Here is an 18,621-nt window from a genome sequence, read left to right as displayed (position 1 = left end):
GCGTCGCTGATCGTCTGCCCGACCGCGACCGCCCGGGTCGTGGCCAGGACCGGCAGCCGGGTGTCGATCCGGTTCGCGACCGCCGCCCCGGCCAGGGCACAGCCGAGGATCAGCAGCACGCCGAGCAGCACCCTGGGCACGCTCACCCGCCGCCGCAGCACCGGTCCCCGAGCCGTCGTTGCCGGTACCTGGGCGCCATTCATCGTCCCGGCCCGCCGTTGCGGCGAGCCGAGTGTGGTCGAGCTCATCGTGGATCTACCCCCGTGGGTTGGTGTTCAGCGCCTGGGACTCCGTCACCTCGAGCGCCAACGTCGCTGTCGTGGTCAGGTCAGGGACCGTGCCGGTCTGCCCGCCGCCGGCCCAGGAGACCTGCCACGTCACCGTCGCGGTCAGCCGATACGAGCCGGGACGGGTGTAGGTGTGCCCGCATGTCGGCGACGCCTTGTCCGGGTCGGTGCCGGCGGTCCACGCCGTACCCGGCCCGGCGCACGTCACCGCGGGACCATCACCGGTGGCGTACACGAGCTTCACCGGCTTCGCCGTCGCGGTCACCGACAGGCCCGGCACCGACGCCGTCGCCGTCTTCGTCCCCCACGACGAGCCGTCCAGCCACAGCCACGTCGGCAAATGCACCAGTTGCTTCGCCGGGGGTGCCGGGTTGACCCGGATCGCCGGCAGCGGCAGCTTCAGTTCCTTCACTGCCTGCGCGGCCAGGACCGCCGGGTCGGGTGTCACCTCGCCCGCGAAGATCCTGAACTTCGTCACCCCGCCGATCGGCGGATAGCCGCAAGCGCCGATGTACCACTGCCCGGGAGGGGTCGCCGGACCGCCGAACGCTTCCGCGGCTCGCAGGTTGTCGCCGGTAGCGAGCTTGTAGTAGCAGCCGTCATCGGACAGCGTGCCGTACTCGGGCAGGCTGCACGGCACCTCCTTACCCCACGGATCATGGCAAGCGGTGCTCCCGCCGCCACCGCCACCTCCGCCGCCGGTGCCCGGACTGCCGGGACCGCCGACGACGACGGTGCACCGGGGATCGTTGGGCACTTTGGAACAGTCGACCGGTACGGTGCCGTCAGCGAGCGCTGGGGTTGCGGCGAGCGCCACCAGGAGGAGTGCGGCATGCGCAGTGAGGGCCATCCGCCGCCGCGTCAGCATGTGCCGACCGCCTGAACGCCGAAGCCACTCACCTTCCAGGTCCCGTCGGCCTGCCGGTTGATCGTGGCAAGGGTTCGGCGGTGACCACCGGGGCTATCGCTGTACTGCGGCCCAGGTGATGCCCGCACGAGCTGTGAACGGCTGCTGTCCAGGCAGTCCGTGATGTCGATCTGCGTCGGGGCCGTCGTCGGTGATACCACGGTGATCTTCGGAGACACGACGATGTCCCCAACACCTTTCAATCCTTGGTCTTTTACAGACTGCAACCCGGTGGTCAGCGTCTTCAACGCATCACCGGTGGCGTACTTGGTCAATTCAGAGCTCGCCGGATCTGGGACGGCGAGTGCCGCCGTGTAGGCGCGCCACATGCCGCGATAGGCATCCAGCGCACCGCGGCCGGCGGCGGCCGGGTCATCCGACGCCGTAGCCGAGGATGCTGCCACCGCAGATGAGGGAGCTGCTGGTGTCACTGGTGCGGCAGGTTTCTGGGTACTGCATCCGGCAGCGAGGCAGAGCAATACACTCCCTGCCGAAACCGCCACACGGGACAGTCGCCGAGTCTGCACCATCACCACCGCCAGATCGTCGAGAAAACAAGGTCCACTCATGCTTGTACACCGCTGCCCCCCACTATCCGCAACATGCAGTAAGTCGCGGAACGTATCGAACGCCGAATACTCAACGTGACGAGATTTCCCAGTAAATCGGTCATACCGCTTCAACTGTCGGGTGGCCGACAGTTCGGCGCCGAATCGACGCCTTTAGACTTCCGAGTACCGTTTGAGGAGGCCGCCGCATGAGCGGAAACCGCGATCGCAGCCCACAGGATCTGGCTGCAGAACTGGCGTGCACCCCCGGCGCGGTGCCCGTACTCGTCACACTGCAGGACCGCGGCGGCCGGGCATCGTCGGCCGCCTTACGCCAGTCATGCACCGGCAGCATCGATGACGCACTGCGATGGCTCACTGCGATCCACCTCGTCCGGCCGAGTTGCGCTGACGGAACGCTCGATTTCGATCAGCGTGACGTCGATTACGAACTCACCACGATCGGCATGAAACTGACCCGATCATTGACCGATCTGGCCGCCTGCCTGCACGAAACCGCACCGGCGGACCGGGTACATGCAGCGACCGGAGATGCAAGGCAATAGGTCCGATCTGCCCTTTCTTCAGAAGAATGCGCAGGTCAGCGCGGATCAACAGGGATGAGAAACGCACTCACGTCCGTCTACACTCTCCCACTGGGGACATCGACCTGGGATGCCGAATGGGGGAGGCATGGGTGGACTTCCGCACGATCTACGATGCGCTGGACTTCTTCCGACACCGCTGGACCATGGAGATCCTGGCTTCGCTGCAAGCGCAGCCGAAGGGCTTCAACGATCTGCAACGATCCGTCAACGCCGTGCACGCCACGAGCTTCAACCAGGCGCTGCAGCGCCTGGTTGACCAGGGGCTGATCAGCCGGCCAGAGCCAGGAGCACGCGGGCAGGTCTATGCCCTGACACCCGTCGGCGAGCGCGCGTTTCCGTTGATCGTCGCGTTCGTCGACAATCTCGGCATGTGGGGTGAGGCCCGCACCAGTCAGGAGCACCAGACGCGACGCTCGGCGTAACCGCTCGCCCATCTCAGCGCGGATGGCGCCGGTCGACGGTCGCCTGCCGGCGCGACCGTCTGCTTCTGGCACAGCTCGCAGCAGACGGTACGGGTCCGAAGTTGTGGTTGCGTCCCCTGGCGGTCTTCCGCCCAGGGGACGCAACCGCAACGCGCCCGGACGGCCTGCCCGGACGGTCAAGATCCGTCAACCGACCACGGTCAGGCACGGCGGGACATCGGCAGAAACACAAAAAGGGCCACTGCTCTTGCTCGGTTGAGTCTCCGGACTCCGATGTCGCGGGCCTACCCGTCACCGATCTGCGGCAGATCGTCTCGTCGCCCCTGGCGCTTGGTCGGTAGGAGCAGAGAATCGGTGTAGGTGCTCGGGTTGTCCGTTGCCGATGAGGGACCGAGCCGTCCACTGGGTAGGTTCGCGGTCAGACCCCGCGGTGCGGTCCGCCTGGCGGTGGAGTGAGGCAGCGGCGGATCGCCGCTGCCTCACGCCACCGTGCAGCTCGGGCAGCCGTGCTCGCGGAGGTGTTACAGGGTGCCGGTCAGTGGCTGGCTGTGCGGGTCGAGGGTGCAGCCTTGTTGCCAGGGGAACGTGCCGTGCTGGTCGGGCCACACGATCTGTTGCAGGCGCACCCGGTCGGCGCCGTACCGGGCGATCGCCGCTCCGGGTGTCACTTCGTCGGTGGGGCGGCCGTCGATGATGACGGCGTCGTAGCCGGCGAGCAGTTGGTGCATGCGGGTGCCGTGCGCGACCGGTCCGTCGTTCAGGACCCGCTCGGCCATGGCGTTGAGCAGATGGTGGGCGAGGTCGAGGGGCAGGCCAGTGACGACGACCTCGGGCAGGGCGCGGGCGGTGAGGCCGACGGTGTAGGCGTACGGCATGACGGTGTCGGGATCGTCAGCGGTGGGGTGGATGAGCATGACCGCCCATCCGACCCGTTCGATGATCTCGTGCTGGCGGCGGATGAGGTCCTCGATGCCAGGCATGGGCATCAGTCTCCTTCACGACGTGACGGCTGCGCCGTCCCGGACGGGGCGGCCACAACCGTGAGAACTCGGGTGTGCACAGTGCTGACCGCGCCGTCCGTGGCCGGGCGACGCGGTCGGGGGTTGGACGCAGATCCGGTCCCTGCCGGGGCGGCTGCGCTCAGGCAGCGGCGAGAGCGAGGGCGGCGCCGGGTCTGCGGCGTGGCAGTTGGTTCGGTCGTCGGCCGTGGACCGCTCCGACGGCGCTGGTGAACCAGTCGGTGAACCGGCCCGGGTTCGGGCGGCCGACAGCGGCGCGCCCGACGACAGTCGGTGCCGGTCGCGGGTCGTGCGCAGCGACCGGAGCAAGGGCGGCGGTCGGTGCGGTTCGGGCCACGGGCGGAGAACTCGCCGCCGGTGACCGGACGGGTGCCAGTGGGCGGCGGGCCATCCGCAGCGCCCGCTGAGCCTGGACGGCCGGGGCGCAGACGCCGCGAACGCCGGTGCAGCGCAGGTTGGTGCAGTCGCCGGCTGGGTTGCGTTGGTGCTCGGCGGCGACGTCGAACGCCAGCCGCCAGAGCAGCACGTCGATGACGTCGGCGGGGACGGTCACGTCGGCGGACGGGTGCGTGCGCTCCTGGGTGGCGGTGCTGAGCATGCTGGTCATGGCGTGGTCTCCCCGCGTCGCGTGCGTCTGGGCAGCCGCCGGCACCCGGCGCGCGTGTGGCGGCGGGGTTGCCGGTTCCGGCACACCCATCGACGCTCGACTTTCCGCGCAGGTCAAGTCGTCGCGAGCGGCCCTGGGCGGAGCGCGGGGTACCCGATCCCGGCGGTGTGTCAGCCGGCGGGGGTGTCTGCGGACGCCGGGCCGGGCGGTTCGACCTCGATGAACCCGAAGAGGCGGCCGATGAGTTGCAGCCGCCAGGTGCGGTACCGGTCGTGGAAGCCGCGGCAGACCGCCGGTCGCACGTCGGGGTGGTTGCCGTACGGGAGCGTGTCGTGGCAGATCACATAGCTGCCGTCGGCGACGGCGTCGGCGACGATCGCTTTGAGCCGGCCGGTTGCCAGATGCATCCGGTTGCCGGGATGGAAGATGCATGTGTCGCACTGGCGTGCCAGCAGTCGGGTCTTGCGCGAGACGGGATCGCCGACGCTGAGCCGCGGCGCGTCCTCGTCGGTGTCGGGCACGGGGTCCATGGTGCCTCCCTCGGGGTTGACGCGGTGCGGCAGCCGTCCGTGGTGCTCGACGGCCGCCGCACGGGGTGTGGGTTGGGCGAGGTTCAGGTGACCGTTGGCCGGTCGTGGCGTCCGGTGACGTCGTCGAGCCAGGTCAGGACGGTGTCGACGTGGTCGCGGCGCAGCCCGGTGTGCGGGTCGACCGGGACGAGGAGGGTCGGGACGCCGGACCTGGTGCGGGAGCGGGCGTTGTCGGGGTCTTTGCCGCCGAAGTCGTCGTCGAGGACGGCGACGGGCCGGTCGCCGGTGTGCTGGTAGAGGTCGAACAGCTTCAGCTGGTGACCCCACCGCACGCCGGCGGCGGTCACATCGATGACGGCGAGATCGGTGGGCAGTCCGAGCCGAGAGGCGATGAAGATCGCGGCAAGGGGACCCCAACTGGTGCACCACACCAGTTCCGCGCCGGCGCTGGCGAGCTCGGCCAGCCACCTGCCGTGCTCTGGGTGCAGCCACACGGTCCCGGCGACTGGTGTGCCGGTTGGGTCGGGTCCGGCGTAGTGGTGGGGCCGGTAGCCGAGCCGCTCAGCGGCGGTCAGGTCGTCGGGGTTGAGGACGCCGTCGACGTCCACTGCCACGACCGGCCGGGCCGGTGGCGGTGCCGCCACGGCGGTCTTGTGGACGGGTGCGACGTGCCGGCCGTGGGTCGTGCATGTGGGGCAGCGCTGCCGGTCGGCCGGGCCGGTGTGCGGTGCGTGGGTCGGTGCCCAGACGCCGGTGGACCCGCCGCCGTGGTGCGCCTCGATGGCGCCGGCGGCGGAGCACCGCATCGGGCCGACCGGGTCGGCGTCGGCGGTGTCTGCGGCTGTGGTCGCGTCGACGAGGACCGCCGCCGCGATGCTGCTGGTCATGGTCGTCGTGTCCTTTGCTCGAGTGGTCGGGAGTCGAGTGGCATTGCGGGGTCAGGTGCTGGCCCAGCCGAAGAACAGCCAGCCGTCCGGGGTGCTTTGTGCGTGCAGGTCGGCGGGGCTTCGGGTCACGGTGAGGTCGGCGACGCCGGCGCTGTAGCGGTTGCCGCTGCCGGTTCGGCGCCAGTCGCGCAGCCGACCGGCGGTGACGGTTTCGCCGTCGGTGAGCAGGTCGCGGTGCCGCGCGATGTCGGTGAGGCGGCGCAGCGCTGGCTCGCTCAGGGTGCGGCCGGTCGACGTGTCGGTCAGGGTGCCGGTGAGCCGGTCGATGGTGACGGTGCGGGTGGGCTGCCGGATCGGGATCGCGCCTGCGGGTCCCCATTTGTCCGCGATCCGCGGGTCGTCGCGGTCGATGAGGTCGGCGGCGAGGTGTTCGGCCTGGTCCGGGTCCATGAGCCGGCGGGTGACGACGATGTAGCCGTCCTTGTCGGCGATGGTGCCGCTGTAGCGGTGCCCGTGCTCGTGGGCGGCGGCGTCTCGGGCGTCGTTGAACGCGGCGCTCGGGTCGGGGCCGTCGGCGTAGGTGCTAAACGTCGTCGCGCCCATCCTCGACGCCTCCCGTCGCCTGGGTGAAGGCCATGGACCCTGCGGGTGTCGCGGTGTGCGGGTGGAACGTCGTTGCTCCTTCCCGCTGATGGTTGCCGGTTGTCCGGCCGCACGCGCCGATGACCGCGGTGAGGAACGGCAGTGGTGTCGCGGGACCGTAGGTGAGGTCCCAGCGGTGCGTACCGTCCGGGTCGGTGGCGTGCAGGGCGACGGTGCCGTCGGCGGCGAGGTCGGCCCGGATCGCGGCGCCGGCGTTCCGCAGCTCGTAGGTACCGGCCGGCACCCCGGGTGTGGTGGGGCCGGCGGTGAACCCGACGTCGTGCAGCGCGGCGCGCAGGATGGTGGAGCGACCGGTCGGGAGCGGTGCGGGTGCGCCGGTTTCCAGCGGCGCGGTGCCGTCGGCGGCCAGCGCGCCGGCAGCGACGTCGGCGACGGCCTGGGCACGCTGTCGGCGGAGGGTGGCGGCGGCATGCCGTGCTGCCGCTTCGACCCAGGCGGCGACGAGGGTGGGGAACGCGGGGTCGGTCGGGTCGAGGGTGTCAGGGTCGAGGGCGTGGCCGGTCTGGGCGGTCCGGGTCGTGAGGTGTGGATGGAGCGGGAACCGATCGGGGTCGGTGGTCTCGGACATGTGCTTTCCTTCTGACAGTGGTGGGCGCCGCGGCGCTGTCCCGGCCGCAGCCGGGACAGCGCTGCGGCGCAGGGATGGATCGTGGGCACCTGGGAGCGGGGTGTGGCTGTGGTGGCCGGCGAGACCGCTCGTGCGGTCGCGGGCCGGACAGCTATGACAGGCTGAGGTCGTCCGCGCCGAACAGGCCGATCCGCTACGAGTCGGCCGGATGGTTCGGCGGTGGATGGCTCGGCGGTGGGTGGCCGTACGGCGGTCGTGACCGGTACCTGTGTCTCCTCCGTGCGGTTACCGGTGGATGAGGAAGCAGTCCGGGGCTGCGGGGTCGTCGTGGCGGTAGTCGCCGAGTTTGGTGTCGTAGTGGGCGGGCCGGCCGCAGTCGGTGCAGTGCATCGGCGCCGGTTCGGGCAGCTCGCTACCGTCGTGCGCCTGGGTGGTGGTGTGGTCGTGGCCGGGGTAACGGCAGGTGCCGTAGCTGCACCACGGTCGACCGGCGGCCTGCAGCAGCCGGGTGACCTCGTCCTGGACGGTGACGGTCAGGTCGAGGCCGGTCGGGGTGCCGTCGAACGGGACCCCGGCGTCGGTGAGGAAGTCGTTGGCGTCGCAGTAGGTGTGCAGGTCGGTGAATGTGCGGACGCTGGCCGGGAGTGCGCCTTCAGCGATGCTGTCGTCGATGTCGGTGAGGATCTGCGCGGCGTAGGCGGCGACCCGCGGGTCGGTTGCTGGCATTGGCGTGGGTTCCCTTGCCTCGGGCGGCTATGACGGTCCGGCGTGGCGCCGCTCAGGACGCCGAAGCTGATGCCGACCGGACTCGTATCGGACTCAATTCGGACTTGTATCGGGCTGCTCGCAGCGGTTCACGCCTGTTCGAGGGCGGTGACCGCGGCGTCGGCGATGGCCGCGACCGCGGCGACCGGGTCGGCGACCGTCAGGGTGGTGGTGTGCTGGAATGTGTGCCCCCAGGCCACGTCCGGGTCTTCGGGTTCGCCGGGGGCGAGCAGTTCCGCGGGGTGCAGCCAGAGCACGGCGCAGCCGGCGCGGTGCAGGGTGGTGATGAGCCGCTGCGCGGCGGGGATGTCGTCGAGGTCGCCGTCGGAGACGACGGCGAGCATCCGCAGCGTCCGGCCGTGCCGCAGGTCCAGGAGTTGGTCGGCGACCTTGACCGCTTCCGGGAAGGTGCTGGTGCCACCGCCGGTCACCATGTGCAGGACCTGCCTGGGCCGGTCTCGGGGCGGGACGAGGACGGTGGTGCGGTTGCCGAACGCGATGGTGGTGGTGCTCGCGTCGGCGCGGCGGGCGCCGTGGGCGAAGATCCACGCCGCAGACGACATCGTCTCGGCGTAGGCGTCCATCGACCCGGACAGGTCGACCAGGACCGCGAGGTGCAGCCGCGGTCTCACCGGCGGCAGCTGGGCGCGCTGCTGCCATGGGGCGGCGGTCGGGATCTGCCCGGCGGCGGCCTGCGCCTCGGCGGTGATCGCCTGCCGGGCCCGCAACCGGCCGGGCGGGATCAGCGACGGCCGCCGGCCGGGTTCGGGGTGCTGGGTGCGGGCCCGACTCAGCCGGGCGGCGAGGTCGCGAGCCGCGCGTTGCTCGGCGTCGCTGGGGTCGGTCCGTTCCCACGTTTCGGGTGGGCTGTGCCGGTGGGTGAGCAGCAGCGTGGCGTACTGCGCCGGGGTGATGCCGTAGGCGACGGCGAGGTACTCAGCGAGGGCGGCGGCCAGGCGGCCCGAGAACTGGCCCTCGTCGGCGACCGGTGCCGCGTGCTGCTGGTCGGGGTCGATGCCGAGGACCTGGCACCAGCGGCGGGCCAGGGCGATCATGGTGTCGGCGTCGGTGTCGCCGGTGGTGTGTGCGTCCCGCCAGATGTCGCGGAGCTGCCGTAGCCGCTTGCGGCCGAGGACGCCGGTGACGGCGGCGCGGACACCGCGGACGTCTTTGCCGGTGATGATGCGGGCGTCGACCCGGGCCAGGAGCAGCCCGGCGAGTTGCCCGGCGTGCCACAGGTCGTCGACCGGCGCGTCACCGGGGTCTAGGAGGGTCGTGACGATGTGCCGTAGCCACCGCCGGTCGCCGCGGCGACGGGTGCGTTGCCGGCCTTCGGCGCGGGATTCCTCGAGCAGTTCGGCGACGTTGGCGAGGATCGGTGGCGTGCCGGGTGGGGTGTTCCATCGGCTGTGCGCGGCGTGCGCGGCGCCGTGCACCAGCAGCCCGTAGCCGGTGGGGACGACCTTCTTGTGGCCGGCCTTGGCGGGGTTGGTGACGTCCGGGGCGGCGGCGATGAAGTTGGCGTCGATCTCGATGCGGTGCAGGGCCGGGTAGAAGCATTCGGGTGCGTCGCCCGCGGCGCCGGGCGCGACGAGGACGGTGAGGTCGGTGCGGCCCGCGAGAACCGGGACGTGCCTGGTCCAGGCGTCGGACCAGGCCTGCCAGTCGTCGGCGCCGGAGTGTGGCTGTGGCACGCCGGGTTGCCGGTGGGTGCTGGGATGTGGCATGTCGAAGGTTTCCTTTCCAGGGTCGGTGGGCTTTGGTGGGGTCTCGGTGCGTTTCGGGGTTGAGCGGGTCAGCGTTTGCCGAGGCTGAGCGCCGCGATGGGGGTGCCGGTGTGCCGGGACAGCGCGGCGACGACGTCGTCGCGGGCATCCTCGGGGGCGACCCCGGCGAGGTTGGCCAGAGCGGCGGTCATGCCGAGGCTGTCGCGGACCTTCACGAAGCCCAGCGCCTCCCGCAGTTGCGGCGCCCACGAGGTCTTCCCGGCCGCGAGGTCGGCGTTGAGGTCGATCGCCGCGTCGACGACCGTCTTCGGGACGCCGAGCTGCCGGGCGAGGTCCCAGTCGGTGGTGACCTCGATGTGCACGGTGAACCGGGAGGCGAGGGCCTCGGTGAGGACGGCGCCGTGCACGCCGGGGTTGTGCCCGGCGATGACGTAGAACCCGTCGACGGCCTGCACGGGCTCGTTGCCGTTGGCCGGGATCGTGATCACGCCACGGCCGTCCATCGCCGGATACAGCACGGCTAGGACCCGCGGCGGGATGAGGGTGGCGTCGTCGACGAGCAGCGCCCGTCCCTCGCGCATCGCGGTGACGAGCGGGCCGTGGACGAACTGGTAGCCGCCGCCGGGCAGCGGGTTGTAGGCGCCGAGGAAGTCGTCCACGACGGTGTCACCGGTCCCGGCGACGGTGAGCAGGTCGGGGAACGCGGCCTCGACCATGGCGGTCTTGCCGGTGCCGGGCGGCCCGTACAGCAGGACCGGGACCTGCTGCTGCCGGAGCCGGCGCAGTTCCTCCACGTCCCAGCCCTTGCCGAGCCGGCGCGGGTGGTACAGGGTCCCGTTCGGGCGGGGCACCGGCGCCGGCCGGCCCGGCCGGGTACCGCCGCTTCCCTTACCCCCGCTGGGACGCGGTGCGGCGGGCGGCATGGCGCCGGCGGCGTCGATGCCGGCCTGGGTGATCTGGAAGCGGTGGTACGGGTCGCGGTGGTGGGTGGCGTGCCCGGCCGCGACCATCTTCTTCAGGACTTCGGTCACCGCACCGGAGGACGGGACACCGAGGGCTTTGGTGATCTCGCCGGGGCTGAGGAGGTCGTCGGGGTGGTCGACCAGGTACAGGGCGACGAGCGGGTACAGGTAACCGGCCCGCGCCGGCACCGCACCGGTGCCGGTGGGCGGGGTTGGTGTGGTCATGGGTGGCCTCGATTCGAGGGTCGGGCCCGCGCATCCGTCTCCGGATGCGCGGGCGGTGGGAGACCGCGCAGGTGGAGACGGGGCGGGGCCGGCCCTACTCGAGGTCGTGGACCTCTGGTGTCGGGCGGCCATCCCCGGTGGTGCTCAAGGGGTGCTCAGGTGCTGGACGGGTCTGCTGACCCGCCGGGATGTGCGTGCAAGACAGGTTCCGGGCGTGCCGGGTTCGGGCCTGCCGGTCGGGGGGCGTCGGACCTCAGTCGGTGTTGTGCCAGGTGAAGTCGCGCATGCGGTACCAGCCGTCGCGGCGGGGTAGGAGCCGAGACACGCGTTGGCGGTGGTCGACTTGGTTGAACCCGTACCGGGTCCGGCGTACGACTGGTCGTGACGGGGTGGGGTGCAGGTCCGCCGCGGCGAGTTCCGTGAGGACCGGTGCCAGCGCGAGGACGGCCGGCCATGGCTCGGCCGCGTCGCTGGGCGCCTGGACGTGTACTGCCGCGCTGAGCCCGTCGGGGATCAGTTGGGTCGGCTGCCACTGGATGCCGTCGGGCCGGAGCAGGGCCTCGGTGAGGAGCGGCTCGCAGGCGCGCTCGAAGTCGCTGAGGGTGGTTTCGAGGATGCCGACCTGCGACTCGTGGGTGCGGATGCTCTCGTGCAGCCACGTCGCCCAGTGGGCGATGTCGTCGCTGTCGACGTTCGGGTCCGGGCGGACTTCCTCGCGGGCCCAGGCGATGGGCCGCTGTAGCAGGCCCAGTGCGTAGTCGGCGGCGGCATAGCGGCCGGCAACGGCGATCCAGTCCGCGGTGGCGCCGGACCGGGCGGTGGCGGCCATGTCGAAGGTTTCGTCGTCGATGACGAAGCCGGCGTTCTCGGTCAGGATGCGCAGGTACGCGTCGAGTGGCATGGCGGCTGGAAGCGGATAGCTGTCATCGATGCTCATCGCTCTTCCGTTCGTTTCGGATCGGATGGTGTCGCCCAGGTCTCTTCCGGGCCGTCGGGGTTCATCCGGCTGCGGCGGCGGGCGTCGTGGAGCTGCCGCGGCGGTCGCGTGCTCTCGCGGGTAGACGCTGCTGCTGCCGTTACGGCTGATGTGCCGTCCGGTCGGTCGATGTCGGGTGGACGCGGCCCAGGACCCGCCAGCCGGTGCCGGCCCAGATCTCCCACTGGGTGCCGGACGGGTGCGGGTGGGCCTCGGTGAGGTGCCGGGTGAGGTCGGCGACGGTGGCCGGGTCCCGCGCCGCGACCGGGCGGATGATGTGCAGGTCCAGGGTGTTGCCGTCCTCGTCGCGGAGCCGGACGAGCGCCGTCCCGGCCGCGGTGGCGTCCCGGATCAGCTCCGCCGTGTCGTACTCCTCGACGAGCGCGTCGAGGACCTGCTCCTCGGTCGCCGGTGCACCGCTGCGGCGGCACGCCGCGACGTAGGCGGCCAGTTCCCGCCACCCGAACCGTGGGTGCGCCACGTACGGTTCGGTGGCCCCGCCGTTGCCGTCGTTGGTGATGCTGCCGACGGTGACCGCGTCGAACGCGACCGTGGCAGTGAACGCCACCCCATGGTGCGTGGACATCTGCTGCAGGGCGGTGACCCGCAGCCGGTCGTGCGGCACCCGCAGCTGCGTGTGGGGCAGGATCACGTACTGCTGGTGGGCGCCGGGAGCGGGCAGGTCACCGACGATCCGGTCGCACACGTCCGGGTCGACCGCGTACCACTGCCAGATGCGGCCCATCACCGCGTACCGGCCGTCCGCGTCCGGGCCGGTCCGGTTGATCGCGGTCGGGTCGTCCTGGACGAGGCGCAGGTCGGCGACGACCTCGTCGCCGTCGAAGGCCAGGATCGCCAGTTCCGCGTTGACCTGGTTCTCGACGTCGGCCGGGCTCAGACCGTCGTCGAGCATGCGCTGCTGGTATTCGCGGCGGCTGTGCTCGTGCTCGGCGACGATCGCCTCGGCGACCGTCCTGGTGCACCGGAACACCGCCGAGCCGTTCCACGTGTCGGCCAGTGTGCCGACGTACCCGACGTCGATCCGGTCGGCGCCGTCCTCGGCGTCGTACCTCGACCATTCGCAGGCGAACACGCCGATCGAGCCGATCCGCAGCTGCCCGGGGTGCAGGTGGGACAGGTCCCGGCCGTCGCCGGTCGGGCTGGCCGCTCGCCGGCACAGCTCAGTGACGCGGTCGGTGGCTGCGGTGTCGAACGCGTCGCGGTAGGCATCGACCGCCTGCTGCTGTTGCGCGCCGGTGAGTGCGGGCCAGTCGGGGGCATCAGCGCCGGCGGTGTCGCGGTACACGTCCGCTTCGGTCGGGCTGCCGGTGTGTCGTGCGGCGCGGTCCAGGCGGGGCAGGTTGTCCAGCACGGCCGGGTCGCCGTCGTCGATGCCGGTGAGGACCCGCCGCGCCGTGACCTTCATGTCGCCGGTCGCACGGCCACCGATGGTGTCCTGGGCCCACCATTCGGCGGCGGCACGACCGGCGTCGGCGCCCGCGTCGCGCGACGCGGTCAGGATGTGCTGCCACCGGTTGCCGGCTGCCGCCGGTTCAGCCGCTGCCGTGGCTGGGTCGGTGGGTGCGTCTCGGGTTGGGTTGTGGCGTGGGTTGCTGGTCATGGAGTGTCCTTTGCAGTGGTGCGGACATGAGGACACCGCCGGCAGCACCCGACGAGCGGGGCTTCCGGCGGTGCGGATGGGCACGGTGAGCGCAATACCTGCGGCGCGCTTGTGGTGGTGCCGGGGGGTGCGGCCGGTGCTCAGCAGGTGCGGGCGAGCCGGTTGAGGCGGTGCAGGCCGGTCAGGACGCGGCCGGCGGAGGTCGTTCCGCTGCTGGTGGAGACCGTCGGGTGGAGCTCGCCGCGCCGGCGGATGATCTGCCAGGTGCCGCCGTGCAGGTCGAGGGCGGTGACGGCGCGGACCTCGGTGCGCTGCGAGTCGGGGGCGGCGGCGAGGTCGCCGTGGCGGTAGCCGGGCCGGATCGGCGCCTGCCAGCCTTCGAAGCAGAACGCGAACCCGGCGAGGCGGCGCCCGTCGTGGTGCAGCCAGTCGCGTAGCCAGTCGCGCATCGGAGTGGCGGCGAGGTCGCCGGCGAGGCGTAGCAGTACGTCCACCGGGTGGGCGGCGTCAGCGGGCCGGACGGCGCCGGCTGCGGGGACGGTCCCGGGTTCGCGCCAGGTGATGGGGCTGATCAGGCTGGGGTCGATCTCGACGTGAATCTTGGTGGCGGAGACCCGGCGGAAGAAGATCCCGGTCAGGATCGGCGGCTGGTCCCAGCCGTGCCGGTCCAGCCGGATCTCGGTCTGTACGAGGGCGTCGGTGACCGCGTCGCGCAGCCCGGACGGGAGCCTGTCGTGGGTGCTGCCGCGCCGATGCCCGATGGGCTGGATGGGGAACCGCTGTACGGGTGTCATGGTCGTTCCTTTCCGGGCCGGTAGGCCCGCTGGGTGATGGAGGTTGTGGGCGCGGGATTTCCGCGCCGGTGAACGCATCGACGCCCGGCCACGCTGCGGTGGTCAAGCCGTCGCATGGCCTGTGGTGCCGGGAGGCGCGTGCTGGCACTCGGGCGCTGCCGGGGACCGTGCGGGATGCCTACGATCGACTGCGCGCTCGATGTCCGTGCTGTCGCGTCTCGGCCGTTGCCGATCAGGGATTGGTGGTCATGTCGAGGCCGAGGCGCTGACGTTCCAGCGTCAGCAGCGCCCGCACCGGCTCCTGCCAGCTGTCATCACCGATGGCGGCGGGCGTCGTGCCGGCGGCGAGGGCGCGTAGTGCGGGGATCTGTTCGGCGTACCCGCCGCCGAGCAACGTGAGGTCGGTGCACGCGCGCTCCACGAGGTCGCGGGCCTTCTTCGCCCAAGGCCCGGGCCGGCCCCACTGCTCCCGTTTGCGGCCGTGCAGCGGTCCTTCGCAGAGGTTGTAGCCCAGCCACACGACCGGCGGGTGTACACCGACCGTTTCGGCGAGCAGTGCGACCTTGTCGTAGTCCCAGGCCCGGCCGCCCATCGACTTGCGGTAACCGGCGGGTTTCGGGTCGGTCAGCATCCGCCAGTACTCCGGGTGCACGGCGGTGGAGGCGACCATGTCCTTCACGTCGACGAACCCGCCGCCGGTGAGTGCCTGCGGGAGCCGGTCGGTGAGCAGGTGCGCCAGTTCCCGGCGGGTGACCGGTACGGCCGGGTCGTCGGCGCCGGACAGCCGTACCGCGCGCCGGTTCCCCGGCTTCACGGGCACCGGCTCCTCGACGAGGTCGGGCAGGGTTCCGCCGTCGGCGAGCAGACCGAGCAGCAGGCCGATGATCTCGCTGAGCATGGTTTCGAAGCCGCGGCTGCGGTCGTGGTAGTCCGGGGTCGGAATGTAGGGTCCGCCGCCGCGGTGTCCGATGCGGTGGGCCGCCTCGTGTCCCAGGACGGTCAGGGTCCGGTGCGGGTCGGTGAGGATGTCGCGGTGGATGGCGGTGTCGCCGGTGAGCGGGGTGTAGAACCCGTCCGCGCACGGGCTTTCCTCGCTGTCGGAGTACACCCGGACCCGGTCCAGGGCGTACGGGCCGACCGCCCGCAGGATCAGTGTCCGCGCGGCGGTGAGCGTGCCGCGTTCCTGGGCGGTGAGGTCCCGGTCGCGGACCCAGGTGGTCTTGCCGCGGGCTCGCTGGTAGTGCTGTTGCTGCCGGACCCGGGCGATCTCGACGCCGAGCAGGGTCATCAGGGCCCACTGCTGCGCGGCCGGTAGACCGGTCGCGGCGACTTGGGTGTAGCCGTTGTCCTGTAGGTCCAGGACCGATTCCTCGTTGCCGCGGCCGGCGAAGAACGCCCTGGCGGGCAGGTGGGATCGGGCCCAGGTCCGCCACGCGGCGCGGGCCCTGGGGCCGGTGATGTCGCTGAAGAACTGTTCCGGTTCGCGGAGGCTCTCCCCGGCGAGGACGTGCGTCGCGAACCGGTCGATGAGCTGCTGGTCCTCGCTCGCGGCGAGGATGCGGCGGACCGCGTCGCGCAGGGCGCCGGCCTCGATGACGGTCCGGTCCCGGTTCTGCAGCGCCTTGTCGTCCAGCGGCAGGTCGTAGGAGGCGAGCAGCCCCGGCATCGTCGAGACCAGGACGCCGCCGATCCATACCTGGCCGGGGTCGCTGGTCAGCACACAGCTGCCGGGTGCTGCGGGTGGGGTGTAGCCGGGTTCGGTCAGCATCCGGAACCGTCCGATGGCCTCCTCGGCGAGGGCCTGCGGGCAGGCGACGGTGAAGACGGTGCCGTGGGTGCGGTCGTTGCGGTACAGGTGGTAGACGAGGACTTCCGCGCCCTGCCCGGACTTGGACGGGATGAGGCCTGCGAGGAGGCGTCGTCGTTCGACGGTCGGGGTGAATCCGTAGCCGACCGTCTCACAGCGCACCTCGCCAACCTCGGGGCTGCGGGCCAGGACCAGGCAGGCGAGTTTCTTGCCCTCGCCGAATTGGCCGATCTGCTGCGCGGTCTTGTCGGAGTGGCCGAGGATCATGCCTTCCTCGGGGATGCCGGGTCCGTCGTCGGTGATGGTGAGGACGCCGTCGGCCCACGCCACGCGTGCGGCGGGGTCCTCGTCGAGGGCGTTGGCGATGAGCTCGCACAGCGCCCGGACCGGGGTCCAGGACTTCACGTAGTCCGGGGAGATGGGGTAGGCGAGGGTGTCGTCGGCCGGTTCCGGCACGGCGTCGGTGGTGTCGATGCCGTGTGGTTCGGTGTGCCGGTCAGGGCTGGCACCGGTGGTCATGGTGGATCTCCTTGTCGTTGGTCGTGCCGCTCGGTGCGGCGCGTGGCGTTGGTGGTGTGCGGTCGTGGCAGCGCTGACAGCCCGGGAAGGCGTCACATCCGGGTGTGGGCCGGGTTGGTGGCGTGGTCCTGCAGCGGGTGCTGCCTGGCGTGGCCGCTGCGGGGTGCCGGCGGGACAAGTCCTCGCCCGGTGATCGGTTCCCGGGTTGCCGCAGCGTGTTCGCGGTCGGCGGCCGTTGGTTTGGCTGCTGTCCCTGGCGTCGCCGGCCGGTGCTGCCGGCCTGGGGTTGGTTGTCACGTCAGGACCGGACGGCGACGCCTGAGATCGACGCTCGCCTTCCAGCGGCGGTCAAGTCGGCCTTCGCCGGCGGTCCGGCTTGAGGCCGCTGGCTAGCCGTTCTGCCTCGTCGCCGATGCCGGTGTTGGTCGTGCCGCTGGCGATGCTGGCGACGGCCAGGAGGTGACCGTGCGGCGCGTCAGTGTCCGGTGAGCGCCCACGCTGCGGCCCGACCGATGGGGTACGCGCAGTCGATCGGGCGCCGGAGGGTGCGACGGAGTCGCATGCCCTGTCTGCGTGTTCCGGGGCAGGCTGCCGCGCGGCCCTTCCCGGGACGCGCGGCAGCGGATGTGATACCGCGTCGTGCGGGAAGGAGGGCCGGTACCCGCTATGGGCGTACGGCGGTGGTGCCGACATGCGGCCGTGCCGGACCCTTGGGAGCAGGTCGGGTGGTGTCCGGCGGCCGGTCAAGCTGGTGGTGCGGGTGGTGGCTGCGCCGATGGGTTACCGGCGCGGTAGTAGTGCCGTCGGGTCAGTGGCGCAGGTCGACGTCGATGGTGGGGCGACGGGAGACGGTGAGGGTGAGGCCGAAGGCGCTGCCGTCGGACAGTTCGAGGTAGATGCCGCGGTCGAGGGTGAGGACGCCCGCGTCGCGGTAGGTGTGGGCGGTGAGCGTGATCGGGGTGCCGTCGCGCTCGATGAGCACGGGCAGGTCGGCGTCGGTGCACAGCTGCTCGAGGGTGTCGCTGTCCAGGAGGGCGGTGACGAGGTCCTGCAGGAGCTGTTCGTGGCCGTAGTCGTCGTCGGGGTCGTGCATCGGTGGCTGTTCCTCTCGGTGTGGTGATGGAAGGTGGTGCCGTCCCGGGTCGCGTCGGTTGTCGTGACCGGTGCGTGGGCCGGGGCGGTCGTCGGCGTGTCCTGGTGCTGGGTCGGTTGGTCAGTGCGTGGTGTCGATCCAGAGGTGGTGCCGGGTGGGGCAGGCACGGTCGTGGACCTGCGCGATGGTGTCGGCGATCGGGTCGGTGAGCCGGGTCAGTCGCAGCGCCAGCCAGACCGTGTTCGGCCCGTCGCGGCGGACCATGTGCAGGAGTTGGTGGCCGATGACGGTGCTGAACGTGTTCGGGTGTGCCGCCTGCAGCGCGTCGAACGCGCTGCGGTGCGCGCTCGCCTGGTCGGGCTGGTAGGCGTTCCAGGTGGTGAAGTGGCCGAGGTCGAGGTAGTGGGGCCCGTAGACCGTCAGCACGGTGCCGGAGAACTCGGGGCCGTAGGCGAGCAGTGGGAGGCCGGGGATGCGGCTGCGGCGTTCGCGGACGGTGAGTGGGATCCGTCCGTCGAGCCGCCACCACGCCGGGGGCATCTCAGTGCCTTCGTCGAGGGTGTAGTCGTCGTCGATCACCGCTGGGACTCCTGTGTGTGGGCCTGCTCCGGGCGCGGTGGCCACGGTTGGCGGTGCCAGTCGAGGGCCGGGTCGGGGCCCTCCCAGGAGCCGCAGATGGTGCAGGTCCGGGTGGTGTCGACGCCGGTCCCGGACGGCCACGGCAGTTCGCGGTAGGCGATCTCCTCCACCGCACCGCAGACGCCGCACCGGATGAGGTCGCCGTCGGGGCCGTGCGGTTCGAAGACCGGCTCGGGTTCGGAGTCGGTGATCGGGGCCGCGGTCCAGGGCAGGGCGGGGTGCGCGACGCGCGACCAGCCGGTACCGTCCTCGGTGACCGGGGTCCGGTCGCCGAGGGTGTCGACCAGCCAGGTCTGGCCATGCTCGGTGACGGTGAAGACCGGGCTGTGATCGGTGTGGCTGCAGCCGGTGTCGGCGAGGAGCCGCTGCAGCACCGCGGGCTGGAAGCGGGCGAGGTCGCCGCCGAGCCGGTAGCCGGGGCAGGTCTGGCCCGGGTAGGTGCCGAGC

Annotated in this window: 21 protein-coding genes; 2 read left to right on the top strand and 19 right to left on the bottom strand. The window is 71.6% G+C overall.

The features are described 5' to 3' along the window. From AB0M46_RS47515 to AB0M46_RS47505, 3 genes are all read right to left on the bottom strand, one after another. On the bottom strand, window positions 1-248 hold a 248-nt coding region (locus AB0M46_RS47515; protein WP_363347603.1), incomplete at its 3' end, for a hypothetical protein. A 7-nt stretch (window positions 249-255) separates the two neighbouring features. Continuing rightward, window positions 256-927, bottom strand: coding sequence for a PKD domain-containing protein (locus AB0M46_RS47510; protein WP_363347601.1), 672 nt, complete (start codon window positions 925-927; stop codon window positions 256-258). 221 nt (window positions 928-1,148) lie between these two features. Further along, window positions 1,149-1,598, bottom strand: coding sequence for a hypothetical protein (locus tag AB0M46_RS47505; RefSeq protein ID WP_363347599.1), 450 nt, complete (start codon window positions 1,596-1,598; stop codon window positions 1,149-1,151). 353 nt (window positions 1,599-1,951) lie between these two features. Between AB0M46_RS47505 and AB0M46_RS47500 the strand changes: the two genes are divergently transcribed. Both AB0M46_RS47500 and AB0M46_RS47495 read left to right on the top strand, forming a co-directional pair. Continuing rightward, window positions 1,952-2,308, top strand: coding sequence for a hypothetical protein (locus AB0M46_RS47500; RefSeq protein ID WP_363347597.1), 357 nt, complete (start codon window positions 1,952-1,954; stop codon window positions 2,306-2,308). Between the two features lie 131 nt (window positions 2,309-2,439). Further along, on the top strand, window positions 2,440-2,772 hold the full coding sequence (locus tag AB0M46_RS47495) for a helix-turn-helix domain-containing protein (protein ID WP_363347595.1): 333 nt from the start codon (window positions 2,440-2,442) through the stop codon (window positions 2,770-2,772). A 521-nt stretch (window positions 2,773-3,293) separates the two neighbouring features. Here the strand turns inward: AB0M46_RS47495 and AB0M46_RS47490 are convergent. The 16 genes from AB0M46_RS47490 to AB0M46_RS47415 all read right to left on the bottom strand — a co-directional run. After that, window positions 3,294-3,752: a DUF4262 domain-containing protein gene (locus AB0M46_RS47490; protein ID WP_363347592.1), complete on the bottom strand. Its 459-nt coding sequence runs from the start codon at window positions 3,750-3,752 to the stop codon at window positions 3,294-3,296. Window positions 3,753-3,912: 160 nt separating this feature from the next. Then, a complete protein-coding gene (locus tag AB0M46_RS47485; protein WP_363347590.1) occupies window positions 3,913-4,398 on the bottom strand; it encodes a hypothetical protein in 486 nt (161 codons plus the stop codon). A 170-nt stretch (window positions 4,399-4,568) separates the two neighbouring features. Continuing rightward, the gene (locus tag AB0M46_RS47480) at window positions 4,569-4,928 is read right to left on the bottom strand and encodes a hypothetical protein (protein WP_363347587.1); all 360 of its coding nucleotides are present in this window, start codon (window positions 4,926-4,928) and stop codon (window positions 4,569-4,571) included. Window positions 4,929-5,011: 83 nt separating this feature from the next. Beyond that, a complete protein-coding gene (locus AB0M46_RS47475; RefSeq protein WP_363347585.1) occupies window positions 5,012-5,815 on the bottom strand; it encodes an HAD domain-containing protein in 804 nt (267 codons plus the stop codon). Between the two features lie 51 nt (window positions 5,816-5,866). Next, entirely contained in the window at window positions 5,867-6,418 is a 552-nt protein-coding gene (locus AB0M46_RS47470) for a hypothetical protein (protein ID WP_363347583.1), read from the bottom strand. Beyond that, complete coding sequence (locus AB0M46_RS47465; protein WP_363347581.1) at window positions 6,399-7,046, bottom strand: hypothetical protein; 648 nt, start codon at window positions 7,044-7,046, stop codon at window positions 6,399-6,401. Before AB0M46_RS47465 ends, AB0M46_RS47470 begins: the two co-directional genes overlap by 20 nt. 285 nt (window positions 7,047-7,331) lie before the next feature. Then, window positions 7,332-7,772: a hypothetical protein gene (locus tag AB0M46_RS47460; RefSeq protein WP_363347579.1), complete on the bottom strand. Its 441-nt coding sequence runs from the start codon at window positions 7,770-7,772 to the stop codon at window positions 7,332-7,334. Window positions 7,773-7,900: 128 nt separating this feature from the next. Then, a complete protein-coding gene (locus tag AB0M46_RS47455) occupies window positions 7,901-9,538 on the bottom strand; it encodes a VWA domain-containing protein (RefSeq protein ID WP_363347577.1) in 1,638 nt (545 codons plus the stop codon). Between the two features lie 68 nt (window positions 9,539-9,606). Further along, a complete protein-coding gene (locus tag AB0M46_RS47450) occupies window positions 9,607-10,725 on the bottom strand; it encodes an AAA family ATPase (protein ID WP_363347575.1) in 1,119 nt (372 codons plus the stop codon). Window positions 10,726-10,978: 253 nt separating this feature from the next. Further along, on the bottom strand, window positions 10,979-11,662 hold the full coding sequence (locus tag AB0M46_RS47445) for a hypothetical protein (RefSeq protein WP_363347573.1): 684 nt from the start codon (window positions 11,660-11,662) through the stop codon (window positions 10,979-10,981). 139 nt (window positions 11,663-11,801) lie between these two features. After that, on the bottom strand, window positions 11,802-13,322 hold the full coding sequence (locus tag AB0M46_RS47440; protein ID WP_363347571.1) for a hypothetical protein: 1,521 nt from the start codon (window positions 13,320-13,322) through the stop codon (window positions 11,802-11,804). 140 nt (window positions 13,323-13,462) lie between these two features. Continuing rightward, complete coding sequence (locus tag AB0M46_RS47435) at window positions 13,463-14,116, bottom strand: hypothetical protein (protein WP_363347569.1); 654 nt, start codon at window positions 14,114-14,116, stop codon at window positions 13,463-13,465. 232 nt (window positions 14,117-14,348) lie between these two features. Further along, on the bottom strand, window positions 14,349-16,442 hold the full coding sequence (locus AB0M46_RS47430) for a hypothetical protein (RefSeq protein ID WP_363347567.1): 2,094 nt from the start codon (window positions 16,440-16,442) through the stop codon (window positions 14,349-14,351). Window positions 16,443-17,250: 808 nt separating this feature from the next. Then, on the bottom strand, window positions 17,251-17,535 hold the full coding sequence (locus AB0M46_RS47425; RefSeq protein ID WP_363347565.1) for a hypothetical protein: 285 nt from the start codon (window positions 17,533-17,535) through the stop codon (window positions 17,251-17,253). A gap of 120 nt (window positions 17,536-17,655) precedes the next feature. Continuing rightward, window positions 17,656-18,114, bottom strand: a complete 459-nt coding sequence (locus AB0M46_RS47420; protein WP_363347563.1) for a hypothetical protein — start codon at window positions 18,112-18,114, stop codon at window positions 17,656-17,658. Next, window positions 18,111-18,621, bottom strand: a 511-nt coding sequence (locus AB0M46_RS47415; protein WP_363347561.1) for a hypothetical protein, incomplete at its 5' end; no start/stop codon positions are given. The genes AB0M46_RS47415 and AB0M46_RS47420, both read right to left, overlap by 4 nt.

It is taken from the genome of Dactylosporangium sp. NPDC051485, from assembly GCF_040682015.1.
Classification (GTDB): Bacteria; Actinomycetota; Actinomycetes; order Mycobacteriales; family Micromonosporaceae; genus Dactylosporangium.
Note: the sequence above shows the minus strand (reverse complement) of the source record. Positions and strands in the feature narration are given on the sequence as shown.

What these genes read in the sequence shown, in the direction of transcription:
- AB0M46_RS47500 (WP_363347597.1), top strand. Translation starts at nt 1,952, where the DNA reads ATGAGCGGAAACCGCGATCGCAGCCCACAGGATCTGGCTGCAGAACTG.
- AB0M46_RS47490 (WP_363347592.1), bottom strand. Translation starts at nt 3,752, where the DNA reads ATGCCTGGCATCGAGGACCTCATCCGCCGCCAGCACGAGATCATCGAA.
- AB0M46_RS47485 (WP_363347590.1), bottom strand. Translation starts at nt 4,398, where the DNA reads ATGACCAGCATGCTCAGCACCGCCACCCAGGAGCGCACGCACCCGTCC.
- AB0M46_RS47480 (WP_363347587.1), bottom strand. Translation starts at nt 4,928, where the DNA reads ATGGACCCCGTGCCCGACACCGACGAGGACGCGCCGCGGCTCAGCGTC.
- AB0M46_RS47475 (WP_363347585.1), bottom strand. Translation starts at nt 5,815, where the DNA reads ATGACCAGCAGCATCGCGGCGGCGGTCCTCGTCGACGCGACCACAGCC.
- AB0M46_RS47470 (WP_363347583.1), bottom strand. Translation starts at nt 6,418, where the DNA reads ATGGGCGCGACGACGTTTAGCACCTACGCCGACGGCCCCGACCCGAGC.
- AB0M46_RS47465 (WP_363347581.1), bottom strand. Translation starts at nt 7,046, where the DNA reads ATGTCCGAGACCACCGACCCCGATCGGTTCCCGCTCCATCCACACCTC.
- AB0M46_RS47460 (WP_363347579.1), bottom strand. Translation starts at nt 7,772, where the DNA reads ATGCCAGCAACCGACCCGCGGGTCGCCGCCTACGCCGCGCAGATCCTC.
- AB0M46_RS47455 (WP_363347577.1), bottom strand. Translation starts at nt 9,538, where the DNA reads ATGCCACATCCCAGCACCCACCGGCAACCCGGCGTGCCACAGCCACAC.
- AB0M46_RS47450 (WP_363347575.1), bottom strand. Translation starts at nt 10,725, where the DNA reads ATGACCACACCAACCCCGCCCACCGGCACCGGTGCGGTGCCGGCGCGG.
- AB0M46_RS47445 (WP_363347573.1), bottom strand. Translation starts at nt 11,662, where the DNA reads ATGAGCATCGATGACAGCTATCCGCTTCCAGCCGCCATGCCACTCGAC.
- AB0M46_RS47440 (WP_363347571.1), bottom strand. Translation starts at nt 13,322, where the DNA reads ATGACCAGCAACCCACGCCACAACCCAACCCGAGACGCACCCACCGAC.
- AB0M46_RS47435 (WP_363347569.1), bottom strand. Translation starts at nt 14,116, where the DNA reads ATGACACCCGTACAGCGGTTCCCCATCCAGCCCATCGGGCATCGGCGC.
- AB0M46_RS47430 (WP_363347567.1), bottom strand. Translation starts at nt 16,442, where the DNA reads ATGACCACCGGTGCCAGCCCTGACCGGCACACCGAACCACACGGCATC.
- AB0M46_RS47425 (WP_363347565.1), bottom strand. Translation starts at nt 17,535, where the DNA reads ATGCACGACCCCGACGACGACTACGGCCACGAACAGCTCCTGCAGGAC.